The organism is Streptomyces sp. NBC_01537, from assembly GCF_045040445.1.
Classification (GTDB): Bacteria; Actinomycetota; Actinomycetes; order Streptomycetales; family Streptomycetaceae; genus Actinacidiphila.
This window is the reverse complement of sequence record NZ_CP109392.1, coordinates 1,985,452-2,005,762: the sequence shown is the minus strand read 5'-3', so window position 1 is coordinate 2,005,762 and position 20,311 is coordinate 1,985,452. Positions and strand designations below refer to the sequence as shown.

General features: G+C 69.7%; 12 protein-coding genes and 4 pseudogenes. 11 read left to right on the top strand and 5 right to left on the bottom strand.

Features of this window, described 5'->3' with window-relative positions:
• Positions 1 to 8: 8 nt before the first annotated feature.
• The 3 genes from OG607_RS09295 to OG607_RS09285 all read left to right on the top strand — a co-directional run bounded on the left by OG607_RS09295 (position 9) and on the right by OG607_RS09285 (position 4,769).
• Positions 9 to 2,435: a galactose oxidase-like domain-containing protein gene (locus OG607_RS09295; RefSeq protein ID WP_405721089.1), complete on the top strand. Its 2,427-nt coding sequence runs from the start codon at positions 9 to 11 to the stop codon at positions 2,433 to 2,435.
• A 92-nt stretch (positions 2,436 to 2,527) separates the two neighbouring features.
• Positions 2,528 to 3,298, top strand: a complete 771-nt coding sequence (locus OG607_RS09290) for an NDP-sugar synthase (RefSeq protein WP_405721087.1) — start codon at positions 2,528 to 2,530, stop codon at positions 3,296 to 3,298.
• A 127-nt stretch (positions 3,299 to 3,425) separates the two neighbouring features.
• On the top strand, positions 3,426 to 4,769 hold the full coding sequence (locus tag OG607_RS09285) for a phosphomannomutase/phosphoglucomutase (RefSeq protein WP_405721085.1): 1,344 nt from the start codon (positions 3,426 to 3,428) through the stop codon (positions 4,767 to 4,769).
• Between the two features lie 681 nt (positions 4,770 to 5,450).
• On the opposite strand, the gene OG607_RS09280 is transcribed toward OG607_RS09285, so the two are convergent.
• Positions 5,451 to 7,169 carry a cellulase family glycosylhydrolase gene (locus OG607_RS09280; RefSeq protein ID WP_405721083.1) on the bottom strand — a complete coding sequence of 573 codons (1,719 nt, stop codon included), beginning with the start codon at positions 7,167 to 7,169 and terminating at the stop codon, positions 5,451 to 5,453.
• 479 nt (positions 7,170 to 7,648) lie between these two features.
• On the opposite strand from OG607_RS09280, the pseudogene OG607_RS09275 reads away from it, so the two are divergent.
• The 3 genes and pseudogenes from OG607_RS09275 to OG607_RS09265 all read left to right on the top strand — a co-directional run bounded on the left by OG607_RS09275 (position 7,649) and on the right by OG607_RS09265 (position 13,919).
• A pseudogene (locus OG607_RS09275) lies at positions 7,649 to 8,411 on the top strand (transporter).
• A 222-nt stretch (positions 8,412 to 8,633) separates the two neighbouring features.
• Complete coding sequence (locus tag OG607_RS09270; protein ID WP_405721080.1) at positions 8,634 to 9,926, top strand: hypothetical protein; 1,293 nt, start codon at positions 8,634 to 8,636, stop codon at positions 9,924 to 9,926.
• 138 nt (positions 9,927 to 10,064) lie between these two features.
• Positions 10,065 to 13,919 carry a hypothetical protein gene (locus OG607_RS09265; RefSeq protein WP_405721078.1) on the top strand — a complete coding sequence of 1,285 codons (3,855 nt, stop codon included), beginning with the start codon at positions 10,065 to 10,067 and terminating at the stop codon, positions 13,917 to 13,919.
• 76 nt (positions 13,920 to 13,995) lie between these two features.
• Here OG607_RS09265 and OG607_RS09260 read toward each other — a convergent pair.
• Positions 13,996 to 14,208: pseudogene (locus tag OG607_RS09260) on the bottom strand (hypothetical protein); the annotation flags it as partial.
• Between OG607_RS09260 and OG607_RS09255 the strand changes: the two are divergent.
• A complete protein-coding gene (locus OG607_RS09255; protein WP_405736644.1) occupies positions 14,173 to 14,931 on the top strand; it encodes an ATP-dependent DNA ligase in 759 nt (252 codons plus the stop codon). The pseudogene OG607_RS09260 and the gene OG607_RS09255 overlap by 36 nt on opposite strands.
• A 29-nt stretch (positions 14,932 to 14,960) precedes the next feature.
• Here the strand turns inward: OG607_RS09255 and OG607_RS09250 are convergent.
• The 3 genes and pseudogenes from OG607_RS09250 to OG607_RS09240 form a co-directional block, all read right to left on the bottom strand.
• Positions 14,961 to 15,056: pseudogene (locus tag OG607_RS09250) on the bottom strand (ATP-binding protein); the annotation flags it as partial.
• 54 nt (positions 15,057 to 15,110) lie between these two features.
• The gene (locus tag OG607_RS09245) at positions 15,111 to 15,719 is read right to left on the bottom strand and encodes a hypothetical protein (protein ID WP_405721076.1); all 609 of its coding nucleotides are present in this window, start codon (positions 15,717 to 15,719) and stop codon (positions 15,111 to 15,113) included.
• Entirely contained in the window at positions 15,716 to 16,285 is a 570-nt protein-coding gene (locus OG607_RS09240; RefSeq protein WP_405736641.1) for an RNA polymerase sigma factor, read from the bottom strand. Before OG607_RS09240 ends, OG607_RS09245 begins: the two co-directional genes overlap by 4 nt.
• Before the next feature lie 412 nt (positions 16,286 to 16,697).
• Between OG607_RS09240 and OG607_RS09235 the strand changes: the two genes are divergently transcribed.
• The 4 genes and pseudogenes from OG607_RS09235 to OG607_RS09220 all read left to right on the top strand — a co-directional run.
• Positions 16,698 to 17,267: a TetR/AcrR family transcriptional regulator gene (locus tag OG607_RS09235; RefSeq protein ID WP_405721074.1), complete on the top strand. Its 570-nt coding sequence runs from the start codon at positions 16,698 to 16,700 to the stop codon at positions 17,265 to 17,267.
• 535 nt (positions 17,268 to 17,802) lie between these two features.
• Positions 17,803 to 18,681, top strand: a complete 879-nt coding sequence (locus OG607_RS09230; RefSeq protein WP_405721071.1) for an alpha/beta fold hydrolase — start codon at positions 17,803 to 17,805, stop codon at positions 18,679 to 18,681.
• A 141-nt stretch (positions 18,682 to 18,822) separates the two neighbouring features.
• Positions 18,823 to 19,110 carry a CocE/NonD family hydrolase gene (locus OG607_RS09225; protein ID WP_405721069.1) on the top strand — a complete coding sequence of 96 codons (288 nt, stop codon included), beginning with the start codon at positions 18,823 to 18,825 and terminating at the stop codon, positions 19,108 to 19,110.
• Positions 19,107 to 20,309, top strand: a pseudogene (locus OG607_RS09220) (CocE/NonD family hydrolase); the annotation flags it as partial. The gene OG607_RS09225 and the pseudogene OG607_RS09220, both read left to right, overlap by 4 nt.
• Positions 20,310 to 20,311: the final 2 nt, after the last annotated feature.

Here is a 20,311-nt window from a genome sequence, read left to right as displayed (position 1 = left end):
GAAGACGTATGAGGACAGTGGCCGCAACGCTGCTGACCATGGCCTGTGCGGCCGCCCTGCTGATGTCGACCCCGGGGGCAGCCCAGGCAGGGGCGAACCTGATCGTCAACCCGGGCTTCGAGTCCGTACAGCCGGACGGGATGCCGACCTGCTGGGAGAAGTCCGGCTGGGGCGACAACGACTTCACCATCGGTGTGACCGGCACCGCGCACAGCGGCAGCAAGGCCATGTCCGTCACGCTCACCCGGCGCGTGGACGGCGACCGCAAGGCACTCATGCTGGAGGACACGTCCTGCGCCCCGGATGCGGCGCCGGGGCACCAGTACGACCTGTCCCTCTGGTACACCAGCACCACCCCTGACACCTCGGTGACGGTGTTCCGCCACGATGTGCAGGCGGGCTGGCAGTACTGGACCGACCTGATGGCCCTCCCGGTCGGTACGTCCTACCAGCAGGCCACGGTCCGTACGCCCGTGGTGCCCGCCGGAACCGACCAGATCACCTGGGGAGTCTCGGTCTACGGCAGGGGCACCCTCGTCACGGACGACTACGCCATGGAGGACGCGACCCAGCCGGCCACCGGCACTGCCTGCACAGCGGGCGCGGCCTGCACCGAGGGCCGCTGGGAGGTCATGCCGTTCACCAATCCGGTGCGCAGCATGCACGCGGTGGTCCTGCACAACGGCAAGGTGCTGCTGGTGGCGGGGTCCGGCAACAATCCGGCCATGTTCGCGGCCGGCACCTTCACCTCCGCTGTGTACGACCCGAAGACGGGCTCGTTCAAGACCATCCCCACCCCCGCCGACATGTTCTGCGCCGGCCATGTCCAGCTCTACGACGGCCGGGTGCTCATCATGAGCGGCAACAAGGCCTATCCAGCTGCCGACGGCAGTCACGGCTACGAGGGCTTCAAGGACTCGTACATCTTCGACCCGGACACCGAGACGTACACCAGGACCAATGACATGAACGACGGTCACTGGTACCCCTCCGCCACCGTGCTCGGCAACGGCGATGTGATCTCCTTCGGCGGGCTGCGCGAGGACTCCAGCGGCAGCGTCACGGCCGAGAAGTTCTCGGCGTCCCAGGCGAAGTGGCTGCCGCTCAACCAGGTCAATCAGACGTGGTCCTTCTGGGGCCTGTATCCATCGATGGTCCTGATGCAGGACGGCAGGCTCTTCTACACGGGCAGCCACGTCTTCGGCAACGGGACCCCGGGCACGGGTGCCTCGATCTACGACTACGACGCCAACACCATCACCGACGTACCGGGCCTGCAGTCCAAGGACGAGCGGGACCAGTCGATGAGTGTGCTGCTGCCTCCGGCCCAGGACCAGCGGGTGCTGACCATGGGCGGCGGGAACGTGGGAACCAACCCCGACGCCAACCGCTACACCGACATCATCGACCTCAAGCAGGCCAGTCCCCAGTACACGCACGGACCGCTGCTGGCACAGGGCACCGTCGACAAGGGCGCCGGCCCGGTCGCCGAGACCGGCGCACAGGGCAAGATGTACGTCTCCGCGGTGCTGTTGCCCGACGGCAAGGTGCTGGAGACCGGCGGTGGACTGCACGACCGGGCCGACCCGGTCTACGAGGCCTCGATCTTCAACCCGCAGACCAACACCTTCACGACCGGGGTCGCGGCCGACCCCATCCCGCGTACGTACCATTCGTCCGCTTTCCTGCTTCCCGACGGCCGTGTGATGGCCATCGGGGACAACCCGGGCAACGGCACCTTCGACAACCATGTGTCGATCTACACCCCGCCGTATCTCTTCAAGGGCGCCCGCCCGCAGATCACCTTCCAGGCAAACACCCAATGGACGTACGGGAGTTCACAGCAGATCACGGTCGACCGGCCGATCGTCAAGGCCGAACTGATCCGCCCGGCGGCCGTCACCCACTCCTCGGACCCCAACCAGCGTTTCGTCGACCTCCCCATGAGCGTCAACGGGAACACCATCGACCTCAATGTCACCAGCAACCCGAACCTGGCCCCGCCCGGCTGGTACATGCTCTTCGCGACCGACGCCAACGGCGTGCCCTCGGTGGCCCGCTGGGTGCACCTCGGCAGCGCCACGGCGGCGGCGACCAACTCCAGCCAGCCCTCGGCGATGGTCCAGGACTTCGCCAACGGAACCGACGGCATGGACGGCATGGACATGAACCCGAAGCCGTCGCTGAGCAAGCGGACCTCGCAGAAGGTGTCCGTTCAAATCGCGGGCTGCGACCGGCACTACGCCGCCGTCAACGTCTGCGTCCCGACCGTCTTCCCCAAGACCGTCGCCCACACCACAGCGGCCCGCTGCACCTATCTGAAGCAGCACGACTTCAAGCTGCCGCTGAAGGTCAACGGCCGCGTTGACCCACTGAAGCTCGACCCGAACAACAACGGCAAGAGCTGCGACACCAGCGACCGGAGAGTGAGGTAGCGGGGCTCTTCAGTGCACCGGACGGGCCGGCCCCTCCTGGCCCGTACGGTGCTTTCCCGCCCGCACCGCCCACACCGTCATCAGGAGGCATCATGACCACTACGCACGACGCCGCCCCGACCGCCGTGACCGCATGGGGCGGCCCGCTGGTCCGCCAGGCGGTCATCCTGGCCGGCGGGCAGGCCAGCCGCCTGCGCCCGTACACCGATCAGATCCCCAAGGCCCTGGTGGCGGTGGCCGGCCGCCCGATCTTCGAGCACCAGGCCACCTGGCTGGCCGCCGAGGGCATCGAGGAGGTCGTCATCTCCTGCGGCTACCGGGCCGCCGCCCTCCAGGAGTATGTGGACACCCACCCCCTTCCGCTGCGGGTACGGGTCGTCGTCGAGGACGAGCCCCTCGGGCGCGGCGGCGGCCTGAAGTACGCCGCCCGCCATCTGCCGCACCCGGACGAGCGCTGGGTGGGCCTCAACGGCGACATCCTCACCCGGTTCTCGCTGCGCGACCTCGCCCGCGCCCACGTAGAGCGGTCGGCGCTGGCCACCCTGGCGGTCACCCCGCTGAAGTCCCCTTACGGCATCGTCGAGCTGACCAGCGGCGACCGCATCAGCAGCTTCACCGAGGCCCCGGTGCTGCCGCACTGGATCAACGCGGGCGTCTATCTCTTCGAGCCCGCCGTCACCACCCTGCTGCCCGACCTCGGCGACCACGAGGACACCACCTTCCCCGCCCTCTGCGCCCAGGACCGCCTGTCCGCGTACCGCATCAACGGCTACTGGCGCGGCGTCGACAACGCCAAGGACCTCAAGGAGGCCTCCAAGGAGGTCACCGCCTTCGGCTGGGTCCGCTCCCTTTCGGCGGCCTAGGACATCGGGCCCCGCGTGCCCGGCGGGTACGGGAATCGACGGCGTGGGCCGTTCCCGTACCCGCCGGGCGCCGTGGAGGCAGGATCCGCCGTACCAAGAGACGACTACGCACCCCAGGAAGCAGGACATGCCCGACTACTCACGGCTGGTCAAGGCGTACGACATCCGCGGAGAGGTCCCCGCCCAGCTCAACCCAGGCATCGCCGAAAATGCCGGCACCCTGTTCATCCGGCTCACCGGCGCGGAGCGAATCGTCATCGCCCGCGACATGCGCGCCACCTCCCCGGGCCTCGCGCAGGCCTTCGCGGCCGGCGCCAACGCAGCCGGGGCCGACGTCATCGACGCAGGCCTCGGCTCCACGGACTACCTGTACTACGCCTCGGGCAGCCTCGGCCTGCCCGGCGTGATGATCACCGCCAGCCACAACCCGGCGAAGGACAACGGCATCAAGCTCTGCCGGGCCGGGGCCGCCCCGATCGGCGAGGAGACCGGCCTGGCCGAGATCCGCGGCTGGCTGGAGACCGACGACATCCCGGCCCCGGCCCCCCGTCGCGGCCGCGTGGTCCGGCAGGACCTGCTGCAGGACTACGCGGCGCACCTGGTGGGCCTGGTCGACCTCACCGGCAACCGCCCCCTGAAGGTCGTCGCCGACGCAGGCAACGGCATGGCCGGACACACCGTCCCGGCCGTCTTCGCGGGCCTGCCGATCGAACTGGTGCCCCTCTACTTCGAGCTGGACGGCACCTTCCCCCACCACGAGGCCAACCCTCTGGAACCGAAGAACCTCCTCGACCTCCAGGCCGAGGTCCGCCGCACCGGCGCCGACATCGGTCTGGCCTTCGACGGCGACGCCGACCGCTGCTTCTTCGTCGACGAGCGCGGTGAAGCCGTCTCCCCGTCCGCCATCGTCGGCCTTGTCGCCGCCCGGGAGCTGGCCGGACACCCCGGCTCGGCCATCGTGCACAACGTCATCACCTCGGCCGCGGCGGTGGAGATCATCCGCGAGCACGGCGGCACCCCCGTCCGCTCGCGCGTCGGCCACTCCTACATGAAGGCCCTCATGGCCGAGCACAACGCCGTCTTCGGCGGTGAGCACTCCGGGCACTACTACTTCCGGGACTTCTGGCGCGCCGACACCGGCATGCTCACCGCCCTGCACGTACTGGCCGCCCTCGCCGAACAGGACCGGCCCCTCTCCGAACTGGTCGCCGGCTACTCCCGCTACGCCGCCTCCGGCGAGATCAATTCCCAGGTCGCCGACGTCGCCGCCAAGCTCGACCACATCGAGACCGTATACCGGGACAGGGCCACCGTGGACCGCCTCGACGGGCTCACCGTAAACCTCGGCGACGGCCGCTGGTTCAACCTCCGCCCCTCCAACACCGAGCCACTTCTGCGCCTCAATGTCGAAGCCCCGGACCAGGCAGCCGTGGACGCGCTGCGTGACGACGTCCTCGCCCTGATCCGCTGATCCGCTGCCGTCGCTTAGACGACATCTCATTTGGGGTGCTTCGTGGCCACCTCGGGCTGCACTTGGAAGCAGGGCCACGCCCCAGGAGGACAGCGCCCCGGTCCAGTCGGTCTCCTTGGAGGGCGAGGAGCCCTGCCCGGTGGGGTCGGGCTGGCTGGTGGAGATGATCCAGTCGGCGTTGCCGGCGGTCTCGGCGTGGGCGTTGTCGAAGAGGACGCGGTGGGTGGTGGCCGCTGCGGCGGGGGTCGCGGCGTACGCCTGAAGGGTTGCGCCCGCGGTCAGCAGACCGAGGACGGTGAGGGCGGTGGTGAACCTGCGGGGGGGGTAGCGGTACCGAGGCCGAGCATCGCGTGAACCTCCGTGTGTGGGATGCGAGTTGGGAGTACGGAACACCGGTGCGGGGGCCGGTTCTTCGCGCGTAGAACAGTGAACGGATCATTGGCATGTCCACCGCTCAACACAGCCGGGACGCTACACAGAAGATCGCCGGGGTCTGCAGGGGCGCCGGTGGGTTCACGTAGATGTGTTACTCGCAGACACCCTCGCCGGGCCGGAGGTGAACGGTGTGACGGCCGATCCCTGGAGATCGGCCGTCACACCGCCGGGCACGTGCAGCGAAGCGCCCGTCACCAGCCAGTACTGAAGGTCTCACGGCTTCGCGACTTCCCGATGGGCCCGATTTCAGGCGGAGGTACCAGTGACCGCGGTGCCGGACCTGGTCAGTGTGTACGTCAGTCGCGTCCCGCTCCAGAAGTAGAAGGTGAGGGTCACGGCGGCGCCGTCGGTGACATCGCCGAAGAACGCGGTCGGCAAGGTGATCGTGCCCGCGGTGTAGTCCGGCGTGAAGGCCACGTTGAACTGCTTGTACGTCGTCCAGGACTGCGGACCGGCGGGGCTGCCGTCGGCATATACGGCTTCCATGGTCGCCAGCTTGTCCCCGTTGAACGCGGTGGGTATCACCAGCGAGGCCGTCGTACCCGTCGCGCTCGTCAGCACCGGCTTGTCATAGGTGATGACGTTGACGGCCCAAGGAGTTCCGTCCGTGAACCGGAGGGACAGGACGGCATTCGTGCCGTGCTCCTGCGACGCGGTCAGCCGGCCGAGCGTCGCCGCCGCGATCGTCAGTGTGCTGCCGCTTACGGTGTAGTCCACGCCCCGGATCAGATGACGGGTGCCGACATCGATCCTCGTCAGCCTGGTGCCGTTGAGGTTCAGCGTGATCGTCGCGTCCGCCGGGGTCCTGCCCTTGGGCACGAAGAGCTGATCGGTGGAGGCGGTGCCGGAGCGCCCGGTCCAGCTCGAACGTATCTGCGCATAGAGGCTCGGGTCGTTCCATTGCATGGTGCGGCGGTTGAAGCGACTGCCGTTGTCCCACAGCATCGTGGTCAAGCCCCGGTATCGCGCGTAGTGGCCGAGATACTCGAGGTACTTGAGCGTCTCTCCCTCTTCGACCGTGCCGGGGCCGGAGTCCCAGCCGAGCAGCCCGTACTCACCGACGACGGCCGGGATCCCGTTGGCCACGAAGGCCTTGTGGACCAGGTCGAACGTGTTGGTCAGGTCCTGCTGGGTGGCCGCGTTGAAGGTCGTGTAGCCGGCGAGGTTCACGCTGAAGGGCCAGAAACTGTAGTAGTGGACCGAGGCCACGAGATTCGGGTCGTCGAGCGCGGCGAAGGTGGCGAGCAGGCTGTCGATCTTGGCCTGATCCGGGGTGTCCCCCAAGGTCGGCATGACAAGCAGCCGGTCGGCATTGCCTCCGCCGGTCGCGCGCACAACGGAGTGGAAGGTCGTGTTGAGCTCGTTCATCAGAACGGCGTTCTGCTCGTCGCCTGAACTGCCGGTGAAGAAGGGCTCGTTGACGCTCTCGAAAAGCAGTCGGCGCGACTCGTCCCGGAAGGTGGCCGCGATCTGCTGCCAGGTTGCCGTGTACTGGGCCAGGACCGCGTCATGCTGGGCCGGCATGTTCAGCACCCACTGCCACGCGTCACCGTGCATGTTGATCAGAACGTGGAAACCATCGGCCAAGGCCCAGTCGACCACCTCCTTGATCCTGGCCAGGAACATCGGGTCGAGGGTGTAGGCCGGAGCCGGGCCCTCGTGCTGGCCCCAGGTCACCGGGATCCGGATGCTCCTGAAGCCCTGCGCCTTCAGCCTGCGGAAGAACGCCCGGGTCACCCGCGGGTTGCCCCACGCCGTCTCGTCGGCGCCGATGGCCTCGAAGGTGTTGCCCAGATTCCAGCCCGGCTGCATGTCTGCGACCACGTCCAGCGCGGACGCCGACGCGGCGGAACCAGCGGACCGGGCAGCGGCCTGGGCGGCCGATGGGGTGGACAACGCCGCGACGGCGAGGGCCGCGGAGGTCGTCATGGCCTGGCGGCGAGTGAAACCGGCTGAACTCGGCATAGAGCTCTCCATTGAGTCGAAAGGCCTGCCCTCATGTCGGCGGCGTCAACTCAACGTCGAAGCGCTTCGACACGATGCGGGAGCCTAGCGCAGCCTGGCGACGGAGAGAATGGGCTGATCCGCATGAAAACTGCATCGAGTTCGAAAGGCCTTGCGTCGAAGCGCTTTCCTGTAATAGGCGTCAGGCGCGGTGTCGCGCAGGCTCGTCGGGGTTCCCTGCTCATCTGCCGCCGACGCCGACGCCGACGCCGACGCCGACGCCGACGGGATCGGCGGTCGCCCGGCGGAGGATCTCACGCGGAGTGGGTCAGGCCGGGGGATCTCACGCCTCCACTGCACCCGGCCCGCGAGCAACGGACCGGAACGTCCCGGCAAGCCACGGGCCATCGAGACGCTCGGGCTCTGTTTGACGGCGAACAGCAACGGCCTGGCTTTGTTCACGAGAACCCGGCCCTCGTGAACATAGCCAAACGGCTCCGATTCCCTGTCACGGACATGTAGCCGATGAGTCGTCGCAGTTCAGAGCCGGTTCACGAGCTCCTGTGGTCGGTAAACTCGAGTACAAGCCCGGCACGGATGCTGGTGTCATCAATCAGGGCCTCTTCTATATGGCCTGGCTGATGAGCCACAAGGACGCCTTTCGGGGTCTGGTCCGCGACCGGCTCGGGGGGACGGCCGCGTCCCAGATCCTGTGGAGCGCACCGCGGCTGATCTGTGTGGCCGGCGACTTCACGCGCTGCGACGTGCACGCCGTACGTGAGCACCGGCGCTCGATCGACCTGGTGCGCTACCGGTACTTCGGCAGCGACCACTTCGGCCATGAGACGGTGGCCTCGGTTACGGGGGCACTCGGCTGAGGCCAAGCGGGTACGTCGCCGCGTGGCCCGGGCGTCGCCGGTTCGGCACCAGGGTGGTGCGATGGCCGAGCTGGCTGCCGCGGTCGACGAGGTCCTCGTCGGCCTCGGGGACGGTGTCACCCGGGTGCAGCGTAAGCAGTACCGGGCCCATCAGCCGCTGCGGAACTTCGCGTGCCTCATCCCGCCTCAGCAGACCAAGGTGCTGGTCTACCTGACCGCGGATCCGACGGCAGTGGATCCGGCGCCCGGCTTTACCCGGGACGTGACGGGTCTCGGCCACCATGGCACGGGAGACCTGGAGGTTCAGCTACGCACTGAGCGGGACTTGGAGCGCGCCCAGGACCTGTTCCGGCTGAGCTACCCCGCTGCGCGAAAGTGCATCTGACCTTTGAAGAGATCTCTAGGGCCGGTCGTTTGTAACAGGCCCTAGCCGCACGCGTTAACGCAGGTCACAGGGTTGTTTGCGGCCTGGCGAGGGGCTTGAGCAACAACTGTGGCAGCTCCAGGATCGGGTCACCCCAGTCCCTCCCCCGAGGGGCCGGAGCGCACCGGCGACACCCGCACCGCCGCGACCGCTCACCCACACATCCTCCCAAGGAGCTCATCAGTGCTGACCTGGTTCAGTGGGCACCCCTTCCAACGGGTGCCGATACGGACGCTACGGACGCTGCTCATCGCGGTGCTGGTCACCGCCGTGGCCGCCACGATCCTCGACGCGAGGGCACCGGCCCTCAGGGCCGCCCAGCCCAAGATCTCGGCCACGCAGTTCTGCGATGACTCGGTCAACGCGATCGAGGCCGCGTACGGCAAGCCGCCCCGCACGGTGACGACCGAGCCGGTCGTGACCGTGCAGGCCGCCTCGTACTCGCTCGACGCCCAGCAGACGAAGATCGTGACCGTCAAGGCGAAGGAGGCCGCCGCCGACTGCGTGAGCAAGCTGCACAAGGCGACGACGGCCGGCTGGTCCTATCTGACCGCACGGGCGGTCGAGATCGCCGTGGACGCGGTGGTCACGATCCTCGCCTCCACGTTGATCTGCTCGCTCACCGGACCGGTCGGCTGCAAGTGGGGCGTGCGTATCGCGTCGTTCACCGGCGGCTTCGTAGGCGCCCTGGCCTTCCAGTACCTGACCGACGGCTACCTCAACTGGAAGAGTGTCGGAGGCGCCTTCTTCGACGCCACGGTCTCCATGCTGGCCTTCTCCGGCCTCGACAAACTGGACGAGAAGTACGTCGGCCAGGGTGTCAGGGCCACGTTCAAGGAGATCGGCAACCTGCTCAAGACGGTGGGCAACCGCATCGGCAGTGCCGGACCGGCCATGGTCGGCGGCATCCAGAACGCGGTGAACTACATCATGGGCCACAACTTCGGTGCCTTCCCGATCGCCTACACCGGCGGCGGGTCCGTCGAGCCGGTCATCGCCGAGAAGCGGGGCCAGCCGATCGCCGACGGCCTGCAGTTCCGCATCCCCCACAACGCCTCCGGCTCCCCCGTGCCCGACAACCTCTGGTCGGGCGTACACACCCACCCGTACTACAACTGGGACGTCGCCGAGACGACGCACACCAACAAGGACGGCGCGGTGGGCTACCTGATCGGCCAGGGCAACAGCTGCCTCGGCTACACCGGCGGTTACGCGGTCCTCAAGACCTGCAACTACAACGACCACACCCAGTGGTGGTTCGTCGACGGCGACGAACTGATGGCGGACAACGGCAAGTGCATGGGCGAGGTGGAGAACGCCCAGTCGCGCCAGCTGGGCAGCTGTGACGGACTGAACGTCCGGGCGAACCCCCAGAACTTCGACGACCAGTTCATCGTGACCCCGCCCGGCGGCACCTACATCCCGGACTCGGTCTTCAACTGGAAGAGCCACATTTCCTACTACGAGCACGCGTGACAGCACCACGCCGCCGAGTGCGGTGAAGCACCAAGCCCGAGCCGGTGACCAAGGTCACCGGCTCGGGCGCTGTCCGATCCCGGTCGATTCCGCCATAGTCCAGAAGCACTGCCTTTTGCTGCTTTTGGGGAGCTTCGATTGGGTCGTCCCGAGCGCCCGGTTGACCCGGACGCCGGTCCGGTTCAGCGATTCGCCCATGAACTGCGGCTGCTGCGCCAGAAGGCCGGCAGTCCCTCGTACCGCGAGATGTCCCAGCGCACCGGCGTATCGGTGACGACGCTGTCCCGGGCCGCCGCAGGAGAGCGGCTCCCGTCGGCGGCGGTGGCGCAAGCCTACGTGCGTGCGTGCGACGCGGACCCGGGCGAGTGGGAAACGCGCTGGAAGGAAGCCGCGGAGGAGGCCGCCGGGGCACAGGCGGCGGCCCGCGACGGCGCCGGCATCGCCGAGGACGACGCGAAGTCGCCGTACCGGGGGCTGGCCCGCTTCGAGCCCGGTGACCGGGACCTGTTCTTCGGCCGTGACCGCCCGGTGGCCGAGCTGCTGGAGCTGATGCGGGAGCACCGGTTCGCCGCCGTGTTCGGGGCGTCGGGCAGCGGCAAGTCCTCGCTGCTGCGCGCCGGGCTGATCCCAGCCGTCCAGCAGACCACGCGCGGCCCGGGACGTCCGACGGCACTGCGGATCCTCACTCCGGGAGAGCGCCCGGCGACCACGTACGGCCATCTGTTGACGCCGAAGGACGGTGACCCCGAAACCTGGCTGATCATCGACCAGTTCGAGGAGGTGTTCACCCTCTGCCGGGACCGGGCCGAGCGCACCCGCTTCATCGACCTGCTGCTCACGGCCAAGGACCCGGACTCCCGGCTGCGTACGGTGATCGCGATGCGCGCCGACTTCTACGGGCGGTGCGCCGAGCACCCGGAACTCACCGACGCGCTGCGGCACTGCGGCCTCCTGGTGGGGCCGATGAGCCCGGCGGAACTGCGGGAGGCGGTCACCGGCCCGGCCACCGCGGCCGGACTCGTGATCGAACGCGAGCTGACCGCGCGTCTCGTCGAGGAGGTCGTCGACCAGCCCGGCGCGCTGCCGATGCTCTCGCACGCGCTGCTGGAGACCTGGCGCCGCCGCCGCGGCCGCATCCTCACCCTCGCCGCGTACGAGGCGGCGGGCGGCGTCCACGGCGCGATCGCGGCCACCGCGGAACGCGCGTACGGCACGTTGACGCCCGCCCAGGAGGGCGCCGCACGCCGCCTGCTGCTGCGGTTGATCGCCCCGGGCGAGGGCACCCCCGACACGCGCCGCTCGGCCACCCGCGCGGAACTGGACGAGTGGTCCGACCCCGAACTTCCGGTGGTCGTCGAGCGACTGGCCGCCGCCCGGCTGCTCACCCTCGACGGCGACACCGTGGAACTCGCCCACGAGGCGCTGATCAGCAGCTGGCCGCGGCTGAGCCGATGGATCGACGAGGACCGCGTCCGGTTGGTCGCCCACCGCAGGCTGGCCGAGGACGCCCGAGCCTGGCTGGAACTGGGCCGCGACCAGGGGGCCCTGTACCGGGGTGTACGCCTGGACCGCGCCGCGGAACTCTTCGCGCCGGGCGAGCGGTCGCCGGGCGAACGGTCCCCGGGCGAGCCACCGCCGTCTGAGCGGTCCCCGGGGGAGCCGTCGCCTGACGCCCGGCAGGAGCACCTCACCTCGGCCGAGCGCGCGTTCCTGATCGCGGCTCTCGCCGCACGTGACGCGGAGCGGCACGCCGTCGCCCGTACCAGGCGGCGGACCAGGCGCCTGGCCGCCACGCTCTCCGGCCTGCTCGCCGCGGCGCTGGTGATCAGCCTGGTCGCCTGGCAGCAGCACGGCACCGAGGTGCGGGACGACGAGGACACCGCCGCCCGGCGGGTCGCCGCGGTGTCCGACACCATGCGGACCACGGACCCGCGGACCGCGATGCTGCTGAGCCTGGCCGCCTGGCGGATCGCGCCCCTGCCGGAGACACGTGCGGCCCTTCTGGACGCCCTGGCCCAGCCCGAGCGGGACGCGTTCACCGATCCCGCGCAGAGTGACACGTCCGCCCGCTTCCTCGTCGGCTCCGGCCGCGTCCTGCTGAGCATCGACGGGCGGACCTGGCGAACCTGGAGCACCGTCACCCACCGGGCCCTCGCCTCCGGGCGGCTGCCGGCGGGAACCTCGGGAGCCTTCACGGCCGGCCGCGACGGCAGGCTCCTCGATCTCGACGGCGACTGGGGCGAGCGGCTGTGGGACCTCTCCTCGGGCCGCTGGGCCGGCCCGGCGCCGGTCTCGTCGCAGAACATGGTCTCCTTCGACGCCGACCCCCGGAGCTATCTCGTCAGCGCCATCGAGCAGCCGCGGCAGCAACTGCGTGCCGTCTCGGACGGTCGGCTGCTGTTCGAGGCCCGGGCGGACAGCGAGACGAACGTGGCCGCCACTGCGGACGGCCGGCTGGTGGCGGTCTGCCCCGTCAGCGGCCCCCTCCAGGTCCGTGACCTGGCCTCGCACCGCGACCTGGCGGGTGCCTGGACGAGCGCGGGCGCGAACACCTGCGGCGACGACAACTCCCGCGTGGAGTTCGATCCCGGCGGCCACCTGCTCGCGGTGGTCTCCGAGACGGACGTACACGTCTGGGACACGGCATCGGGAGAGCAGGTCGCGGACATCGCCTACCCGGACGCCGCGTCCGTGTCCTTCAGCGGGGACGGCGGTTTCCTGGCTGCCTCCGGCCCCGCCGAGCTCGCCGTATGGCGGCTCTCCGCGCCCGATGCTCCCGTCTTCCGCCACTCGCTCAACGACGAGCGGCCGAACGGCGCCGTCGCCTGGGACCCCGACCGGTCCGAGGTGCGGTACCTCGAAGGGGGCACGGTGCACACGCTCGCCGTGGGTCCGGCGACCACCTCCGCGTGGCGTGGCACCCCGCTGAGCGCCGCGCTGCTGAGCCCGGACGGCCGTACGCTCGCCACCGCCGAGCAGTCCGACAGCGGGTACGCGTTCCGGCTGCGGGACACGGGTGACGGCCGCCTGCTCCGTACGCTGCCCGCCGCCCCGCTCCCCGCCGCCGACCACCGAGCCGGGCCGGTGGCGGCGACGGAGGTCGTGCCGCTGCCGCTGATGGCCTTCAGCCCGGACGGCACGGCCTTCGCGTACGGCGTCTCCGCGTCGGGCGGGGGCGCCTCGGCGCAGTCGCTGGCCCTGTGGGACCTCGCGCGTGGTCGCCTGCGCAGGACGCTTGACCTGGTACCGTCACGGGCCGCAGCGGCGGAGTTCATCGCCCTCGGCCCCGGCGGACGGCTGCTGGTGGCCGTTCGCGACGAGTCCGCCCGCCAGATCGGCGAGACCTGGGACACCACGACCGGCCGCAGGACCGCCGTACTCGGCGACATGAACCCCGCAGCGCTGGCGCTGCGGCCGGACGGCCGCCTGCTCGTCGACGGCGACCGCCTCACCCCTCTGCCCTCCGGGGCCGGTACGACTCGAACCCTGGGCCTGGGCCTGGGAGAGGAGATCGTGGCGGTGGCCTTCAGCCCGGACGGCTCCCGGGCCGCGGTCGGTGACGCGTCGGGTCGGGTCGCCCTGTGGGACGGCAGCCTCACCCACCGGCTCGGCGTACTGCCCAGCGTCTTCCCCGTCCCCCCGGCGAACGGCTCCCCGGAAGCCGTCGGCACCCTCGCGTTCAGCCCGGACGGCGGCACCCTCGCCGTCGCCGGCGACTCCGGTTCGCTCCAGCTGTGGGACACCGCCGACCAGCAGCCCCTCGGCAGTGGCTTCACCACCCCCGGCGAGGGCATCACCTCGCTCGCCTTCACCCCGGACGGCGCCACCCTCCAGGCCACCAGCCTCCACGTCCCCCTCCAGCGCTACCCCGTCAGCCCCTCGTACGCGGCCGACCAGATCTGCGCCCGCGCCGGAACGACGCTGTCCCGGGCCCAGTGGCGCACCTACATCCCCGACGCCTCCTACCGAGGCGTGTGCCCGGCGAGCGGTTGAGCTCGACGAGCGGTTGAGCGCGGGCCCCAGTGACGGACCCCCGCCCGAACACGGGGGCTAGGTTCTGTCTCCTTGGTCAGCGTCCTGTCCAGATGAGGATGGCGGCGAGGTGGAGTGCGGCGTGGTAGGCGATGGCGAGTTTGTCGGTTCGTGTGGCCAGGCCGCGCCATTGTTTGAGGCGGTTGATGCACCGCTCGACGGTGTTGCGCTGCTTGTAGGCCTCTGCACCCGGTCGACCGCGGGCATCGGCAACGTGGCCCCGGTGTCCTTCTTCACCGTCGTCGGCCGCCTATTTGGTCCCCAGCCACGAAGTCGTAGGCCCGCCAGAGGTGACCCAGAATCTGAGATCCCGCCCGCTTTCGCGTTCGATCTGTTGCGGCTGTCCGGGACGGACACGACCTCTTGGCCGTATCGGCGGCGCAGGGCCGCGCGGGAGTCCGTGTTCGCCGCCCGTCGGCTGTCGGCGCCGCGGGTGTTGTGTCCGTCGACCACTGTGGTCGACGTCGTGCGCGAGTGGCTGACGTGGGCGTCGGTCGGGATGGAGGGGGTGGTCTTCAAGAGGCTGGACGACGCCTACCGCCCGTCGGTGAGGGGCTGGCAGAAATACAAGGTCCGCGAGACGAGCGAGGCGATCGTCGGCGCGATCACCGGCTCTCTGGCCGTTCCCCGCACGCTGCTGCTCGGCAGGTACGACGACGGAGGCCGCCTTCAGTACGTCGGCCACACCACCACCCTCGCCCAGGCGGCAGGTGCTGCGGTCGCCGGACTGCTCGCTGCGGGGCGGCGCGGTCATCCGTGGACAGGCTGGTCGTTCTCCGCCGGGTGGGGCAGCCGGAAGACGCTGAACGTCACGCTGGTGGAACCCGAACTGGTGGGGGAAGTCGGCGTCGACGTCGCCCGCGACGCCTCCGGCCGGTGGCTCCACCCCGCACGCCGGCACCGCGCCCGCCCCGACCTCTCCCACCGACATCGCCCCCCTGTAGCGCGCCGCTTCTCATCAGGCCGTCAGTGAAGGCGGGGGCCGAGGGCGAGCGCCGGCTGCTACTGGGGGCGGCGTCCGGTGACGTCCCCGCCCGGGTCGTCGGGCAGGGCGATGCGAGCGGTGACGCGTTTACCGACCGGCTCCCGCTGAACCTCGCAACGAGGCAACGGCAGACCTTGCGAGACGGAACAGCCGCCGAGCTTGTGCGCTCACTGCCCGAACGCTCGGTCGTAGAGGCTCCGCAGCTTCGGGGTGGCCTCGGCATCGCCGTAGCACACCGGGACCTTGCCGTCCTTGGCGTAGACGAGGTAGGTCTGGCCGACAGCGAACTCCTGGCCGAATGACTCCAGTTGTCCTTCGTGGGTGTTGTCGAGCCGGACGGTGGAGGCGTTTTCGCCGCGGTACCAGTGGTCCACTCGGAGAGTGATCTGGTCGCCGTCGATGGAGGTCGCGGTGCCCTCGAAGGCGGTCGTGTACTGGCGCAGGGTAGTGACGTCGAGCTCGGCGCACGCTGTGGCAGGGCCGCCGCCTGTGTCCTGCTGGACGGTCAGGACCAGCGGGGCGGCCACGGCCGGAGGAGTGTCGCGGGTCGCTGTGACTCCCCAGGTGATGCCGGCTCCCACCGTGAGCACAGCGGCGGCTGCTGCGGCCAGCAGCAGGGGGCGGCGGGGGCGGTCCGATGTGCGGGGGGAGGTGCGGACTGTGGTGTCGGCGGTCATGGTGGCCTCCAGGAGATGGTTGATGTCGGGCTGGGGAGCATCAGAGGTCCGCGCCGGGTCGATGGCCCTCATCCGGGCCAGCAGTTCTTCGTCGTTCACCGGTTGCTCCTTCCTTCACCCATCTCATGTCCGGCCTTGTCGTCATTCTTTCGGTCAAGCAGAGCGGCGAGTTTCTTCTTTGCCCTGTGCAGGCGGATGCTGACGGCGTTGGCGGTCAGTCCGGTCACTTCCGCTATCTCGCGCGGGGTCAGCCCCTCCCATGCCCAGAGCAGCACCACCTCACGGTCCAGGGCGCCCAGTGTGCCGAGTGCGGCCTGGAGTTCGGGGTGGTCGGCTTCCCCGGGCATTGGCGGCGGTGCGGTACGGGTCAGCCGCTCCACCAGCCGGAGCCGACGCCCGTCCGCCCGGCGGGCGTTGGACAGGCAGCCGCGTGCGACGCCGTAACACCAGGGCAGCACGCTGTCGGGGTCGGTCACGGGGCCCTTCCCGAGTCCGGGCACGTCCTCGAAGCGGCGCCAGAGCACGAGCATCGTCTCCGCGAGGATGTCATCTGCCGCGTCGGCGTCCGCCCGGCGCAGCAGATACCGGTGCAGCGGCTCCGCCACCGCGCGCGCCAGCGATTCGAAGCGGGCTTCTCGGGCCCGGGCAAATTCCTGCTCCAGCATGGATTCCACACCCCCACCTGTCCGGCCGGGGACTGTTCCTTTCATCGCCACGGGCACTGTACTTACCCGGCCCAAGGGAGGTCCGTCGCGCCGGCCGAGGCGACGGCCGCTTCCCGACTGTCCCGGCCTGCGAGGTCCGGCACGGGCAGGTCGGCCACGACCCTTCGCGCGCGTCCTCCCAGAGTTCGAAGCCGCTGCGGCAGAGATCCTCTGCAACGCCGCCCAGCGGGCGCGGGCCTGACCGGGGGCTGCACCGCGTCCCCGCCCGGACGAAGCCGAGAAGACCGCCGTCCCGGCGTAGCGGAACCTTACTCACGTGCCCGCTCGGTCCGTGGGGGGCGCGAGAGCGCTCCGGTAAGGCGCTGTAAACCGATCGGTTTTCATTTTCTCCACATCGAGTTAACCTCGCGATATGACCACCGAAGTGAAGCCAAGTACCAGAGAGCGGCTGCTGGAGGCGGCGGCCACGCTCACCTACCGAGACGGTGTCGGCATCGGCGTCGAGGCGCTGTGCAAGGCGGCGGGGGTGTCCAAGCGCTCCCTGTACCAGCTGTTCGAGAGCAAGGACGAACTGCTGGCGGCGAGCCTGGGGGAGCGCGCCTCTGCCTTCGCGGCCGGGCTCCTGCCGGCGGCGGACGACGGCCGTTCACCCCGCGAGCGGATCCTGCACGTCTTCGACCAGCTGGAGGAGCAGGCGGGTGCGCCCGACTTCCAAGGCTGTCGGTACCTGGCTGTGCAGATCGAACTCAAGGACCAGGGCCACCCCGCGAGCCGGGTGGCCCACCAGATCAAAGCGAACCTGACGGCCTTTTTCCGTTCCGAGGCCGAACGGGGTGGGGCGAGTAACCCCGACCTGCTGGCCCGGCAGCTCATTCTGGTCTTCGACGGCGCCAGCGCCCGCGCGGGGATCGGAGCCGATAATCTGACAGGGCTCGTCACGCCCACCGTGGCCACCCTGCTCGATGCGGCAGGCATGCACTGACGCATCCCCTTTCGAGCAGGAGCCGTGACCGTGCCTTCCCTAGGCCGATGGCTCCCGCCCCTGATTCCCCGCATTCGAGGGGAGCCCGGTGGCCGTAAGGGCGTTGACGGGCGTGCCGTGCGCCAGGAAGGCCGTCGTCTCGTCGACATCAGCGCCCAACAGCAGGTACGCGGTTTCCCAGGGCCTCATCCAGACGGCCCGGGCCACTTGGCCGCATCACCCTCGGCCTCGACGGCTGGCCACGGTGGCGTAGCCCTACACCTGCAGCTGGAGCGTTCGGGCGTGCCGTAGTAGCCCTTGAGCCCGGAATCGGCGACCGCTGTGCGGATGACAATCTCGCGTCTCTCCTGTGCGCTGACCCTATTGCTGCGGATGGCAACCTCAGTCTTGCACTTGGAAACCGATCGGTTTACGATGATGGAAACCGGTCGGTTTCTCAGTGAATCCAAGGCCTGGTCCCTGGTCACGCCCCCTTCGGGCGGGCCCTGTCCGAATTACCCGTCCGCAGCAGTTCGCACAAAGGGAAACTGACGAGATGCCCAGCTCAGAGCCACGTCCCACGATTCACATCCCGGGAACCACCAGCCACACCATCGCCCCGCGCGCAGGACACCGCAGCGACGAGGGGACCCTGCGCTACCTCAAGGCGGGCACCGGTGCTCCCGTGGTCCTGCTGCACACTGTGCGCACCCAGGCCGAGCACTTCCGCTCCCTCATCCCCCTGATCGCGGACCAGTACACCGTGTACGCCCTCGACCTGCCGGGGATGGGTTACTCCGAGATCGTGCCCGGTGCGTCGTACGACGAGCCGGCCATGCGCGCTGGCGTCAAGCGGCTCCTCACCGAACTCGACCTCCACGACGTGACCCTGGTCGGGGAGTCCATGGGGGCGGTGCTCGCCCTGACCACCGCCGCCGACCTGCCCGAGCGGGTACGGCGCGTCGTCGCGGTGAACACGTACGACTTCCGCGGCGGTATCGCCCGGTCCAGTCTTCTCGCCCGTGTGGTGGTCAGCGGTGTCCTCACTCCGGGGGTGGGCCCGGTGGTCGCCGGGGTGGAACCCAAGGCCGTCGTCCGCAGGATCCTGCAGGGCGGGCTGGGCGACAAGGGGGCGCTGCGGGAGGACTACCTGGACGAACTCCTCCAGGTGGGCCGCCGCCCCGGCTACTCGGCCGTCGCCAGGGCCGTGTACCAGAGCCTGCCCAGTCTCATCGCCGCCCGCTCGCGCTACTCCGAGGTCAAGGCACCCGTCCACCTCGTCTACGGGGAGAAGGACTGGTCACGGCCCTCGGACCGGCAGGCCGACAAGGAGCTGCTGCCGGCTGCCGATTTCACGCAGGTGCCGGGAGCAGGCCACTTCATCGCCTTGGAACGGCCCGACCTGCTGGCCGACCTGCTGAACGCGGTGGCGTGACGGCCCCGAGAGCGCCGTGGACCCCCTCGTTCGGGGGTAGTGCGTGAGGGGGCCAGCTTCGACCATGTCACGTGAGAGTGTCGTGGCGCGAAGGAGCAGTACACGGCGGAGATCCAGATCGAGTTCGATGTTCCGGCTCAGATGCGTGACGGTACCGTGCTGCGCGCGGATGTCTACCGGCCCGGCGGTACGGGACCGTGGCCGGTGCTGCTGAGCCGGCTGCCGTACGGCAAGCAGACGCCCATGGTCGGTGTCGTGCTCGATCAGCTGGCGGCGGCCCGGCGGGGCTTCATGGTGGTCGTCCAGGACACGCGTGGCCGGTTCGCATCGGAGGGGGAGTGGGAGCCGTGGACGTATGAGGAGAGCGACGGGTACGACACCGTGCGGTGGGCCGCTGCTCTGGCCCCGCGAGCGGCTCAGTCGGCATGATCGGCGCCAGCTATTTCGGCAACACGCACTGGATGGCGGCGTTGTCGAAGCCGCCGGAGCTGAAGGCGATCGCGCCGATGGTCACGTGGTCCGATCCGGACGACGGGCTGTGGACGCGCGGCGGTGTGATCGAGCTCGGGATCACCGCGCCCTGGACTCTCATATTGGGTGCCGACCCGCTGATGCGCCGGCACAGCACCGACCCCGCCGCACTCGTGGGCAGTCCCGGCAGGCTCGTGCAGGATCTCGGCGGTCCGGCAGACGGCGGCTACGGGGAACTGCCCGCTGGGCGGTTCCCCGCGTTCGCCCGGCACGACTTGCCTGAGCTGGGTTACGAGCGGTCCCGGCGGGAGCCCGGCTGGGCGACGTCCTGCCGGGTCGCAGGCCGGCACGACGAGGTGGACCTGCCCACCTTCCAGGTCAGCGGCTCGTACGACATCTTCGCCCAGGGCACGCTCGACAACTTCGCCGCCATGCGCAGCGCCGGCCGGTCCGCCACGCTGATCATGGGCCCGTGGAGCCACGCCAACCAGCAGCACGTGGTCGGCGACGTCAACTTCGGGTTCGCCGCGAACTCCGCCTTCATGGGCATGCGCGGACGCCTGCACGACCTGCAACTCGCCTGGTACCAGCGCACGATCGGCGATGGCGAGGCTCTGGAGCCGGACACCGGCAAGGTGCTGCTGTTCGTCATGGGCATCAACCAGTGGCGCGAGGAGACGGAATGGCCCCTGTCGCGGGCCGTGGACACCCACTTCCACCTGCGCGCGGACGGACGCCTGACCCCTGAGCCGCCGTCCACCGCCGAGCAGCCCGACGAGTTCACCTACGACCCCATGAACCCGGTACCCACCACCGGCGGAGCGCTCCTGCTGTCTGACGAGTTCCGTCCCGGGCCGCTCGACCAGACGGCCGTGGAGGCGCCCGAGGACGTGCTGGTCTTCACCACCGAACCGCTCACCGAGGACGTCGAGGTGACCGGCCGCGTCCGGGCTGTGCCCTTCGCCGCCACGGACGGTCCTTCGACCGACTGGGTGGCACGACTGTGCGACGTCGACGAGAACGGTGTCTCCCGCCATGTGGCCGACGGCATCGTGCGGGCGCGTGCGGCGACACCGGGCGAGGCGGTCGAGCATGTCGTGGACCTGTGGTCGACCAGCATCGTCTTCCGGTCGGGTCACCGGATTCGGGTCCAGGTCAC